The organism is Rossellomorea sp. FM04394, assembly GCF_041889765.1.
Taxonomy (GTDB): domain Bacteria; phylum Bacillota; class Bacilli; order Bacillales; family Bacillaceae_B; genus Rossellomorea; species Rossellomorea aquimaris_B.
Genome location: NZ_CP168654.1, coordinates 4,025,001 through 4,027,500 on the forward strand (window position 1 = coordinate 4,025,001; position 2,500 = coordinate 4,027,500).

Genomic DNA, 2,500 nt, shown 5'->3' on the forward strand with positions numbered 1-2,500 from the left:
GAGGGAACCTTTGGGCGCCTCCGTTACTCTTTAGGAGGCGACCGCCCCAGTCAAACTGCCCACCTGACACTGTCTCCCACCCCGATAAGGGGCGCGGGTTAGAATTTCAATACAGCCAGGGTAGTATCCCACCGATGCCTCCACCGAAGCTGGCGCTCCGGCTTCCAAGGCTCCTACCTATCCTGTACAAGCTGTACCAAAATTCAATATCAGGCTACAGTAAAGCTCCACGGGGTCTTTCCGTCCTGTCGCGGGTAACCTGCATCTTCACAGGTACTATAATTTCACCGAGTCTCTCGTTGAGACAGTGCCCAGATCGTTACGCCTTTCGTGCGGGTCGGAACTTACCCGACAAGGAATTTCGCTACCTTAGGACCGTTATAGTTACGGCCGCCGTTTACTGGGGCTTCGATTCGCACCTTCGCTTGCGCTAAGCACTCCTCTTAACCTTCCAGCACCGGGCAGGCGTCAGCCCCTATACTTCGCCTTACGGCTTCGCAGAGACCTGTGTTTTTGCTAAACAGTCGCCTGGGCCTATTCACTGCGGCTCTCTCGGGCTTGCACCCTACCAGAGCACCCCTTCTCCCGAAGTTACGGGGTCATTTTGCCGAGTTCCTTAACGAGAGTTCTCTCGCTCACCTTAGGATTCTCTCCTCGCCTACCTGTGTCGGTTTGCGGTACGGGCACCTTTTTCCTCGCTAGAGGCTTTTCTTGGCAGTGTGGAATCAGGAACTTCGCTACTATAATTCGCTCGCTATCACAGCTCAGCCTTCACGATGATGGGATTTGCCTCATCATCAGCCTAACTGCTTAGACGCACATATCCAGCAGTGCGCTTACCCTATCCTCCTGCGTCCCCCCATTGCTCAAACGGAAAAGAGGTGGTACAGGAATATCAACCTGTTGTCCATCGTCTACGCCTATCGGCCTCGACTTAGGTCCCGACTAACCCTGAGCGGACGAGCCTTCCTCAGGAAACCTTAGGCATTCGGTGGATGGGATTCTCACCCATCTTTCGCTACTCATACCGGCATTCTCACTTCTAAGCACTCCACCAGTCCTTACGGTCTAGCTTCGCAGTCCTTAGAACGCTCTCCTACCACTGACACCTAGAGGTGTCAATCCACAGCTTCGGTGATACGTTTAGCCCCGGTACATTTTCGGCGCAGAGTCACTCGACCAGTGAGCTATTACGCACTCTTTAAATGGTGGCTGCTTCTAAGCCAACATCCTGGTTGTCTAAGCAACTCCACATCCTTTTCCACTTAACGTATACTTTGGGACCTTAGCTGGTGGTCTGGGCTGTTTCCCTTTCGACTACGGATCTTATCACTCGCAGTCTGACTCCCATGGATAAGTCTTTGGCATTCGGAGTTTGTCTGAATTCGGTAACCCGATGAGGGCCCCTAGTCCAAACAGTGCTCTACCTCCAAGACTCTTACACATGAGGCTAGCCCTAAAGCTATTTCGGAGAGAACCAGCTATCTCCAAGTTCGATTGGAATTTCTCCGCTACCCACACCTCATCCCCGCACTTTTCAACGTGCGTGGGTTCGGACCTCCATTCAGTGTTACCTGAACTTCATCCTGGACATGGGTAGATCACCTGGTTTCGGGTCTACGACCACATACTCATTCGCCCTATTCAGACTCGCTTTCGCTGCGGCTCCGTCTCATCGACTTAACCTTGCATGGGATCGTAACTCGCCGGTTCATTCTACAAAAGGCACGCCATCACCCGTTAACGGGCTCTGACTACTTGTAGGCACACGGTTTCAGGTTCTATTTCACTCCCCTTCCGGGGTGCTTTTCACCTTTCCCTCACGGTACTGGTTCACTATCGGTCACTAGGGAGTATTTAGCCTTGGGAGATGGTCCTCCCAGCTTCCGACGGGATTTCACGTGTCCCGCCGTACTCAGGATCCACTCAAGAGAGAATGAAGTTTCAACTACAGGGTTGTTACCTTCTTTGACGAGCCTTTCCAGACTTCTTCGTCTACTTCATTCCTTTGTAACTCCGTATAGAGTGTCCTACAACCCCAAGAGGCAAGCCTCTTGGTTTGGGCTACATCCCGTTTCGCTCGCCGCTACTCAGGGAATCGCAATTGCTTTCTCTTCCTCCAGGTACTTAGATGTTTCAGTTCCCTGGGTCTGCCTTCCATACTCTATGTATTCAAGTAAGGATATTGTTCCATTACGAACAATGGGTTCCCCCATTCGGAAATCTCTGGATCAAAGCTCACTTACAGCTCCCCAAAGCATATCGGTGTTAGTCCCGTCCTTCGTCGGCTCCTAGTGCCAAGGCATCCACCGTGCGCCCTTCATAACTTAACCGAATTGGTTGTTACATCAGGTTTAAAACCTAAAATGGCGATACTCGGTAATTTCTTGACTATCAATTATATCTTTATCTAGTTTTCAAAGAACAAACACATTTTCGTCTCGTAAGAGACAAAAAGTTTTGATGATAATTAAACCATCAAAACTGAACAAAACTTCGA

General features: G+C 50.6%; 1 rRNA gene (running past one end of the window). It reads right to left on the reverse strand.

Annotated elements, in window-relative coordinates:
• Positions 1 to 2,333, reverse strand: a 23S ribosomal RNA gene (locus ACCB35_RS20185) (it extends 602 nt beyond the left edge of the window).
• Positions 2,334 to 2,500 lie beyond the last annotated feature (167 nt).